Raw genomic sequence first — 213 nt, 5'->3', positions numbered from 1 at the left:
ATTGCTGAGCAGAAACTTTACCGTACTTCTTCATATAAGAGAATGCACGCGGATTTATGTATGATGTTGTTACAAAATTATTTTGTTTCCCTGCATCTGCATCATAATAATTATCTTTTTTATTATAACGAAGTACAGCATCACTTAATTGATCGGCAAGGTTTTTATAACGCTCTTCCTTATACATTTCATAAGCACGATATAATTGTTCTA

The 213-nt window shown here is 31.5% G+C and carries 1 pseudogene; it reads right to left on the bottom strand.

Annotated elements, in window-relative coordinates:
- Positions 1-213: pseudogene (locus MR160_RS34695) on the bottom strand (transcriptional regulator); the annotation flags it as partial.

The organism is Bacillus cereus group sp. BfR-BA-01382 (genome assembly GCF_022663475.1).
Classification (GTDB): Bacteria; Bacillota; Bacilli; order Bacillales; family Bacillaceae_G; genus Bacillus_A; species Bacillus_A thuringiensis_S.
This window is presented reverse-complemented; position numbering and strand designations above follow the sequence as displayed.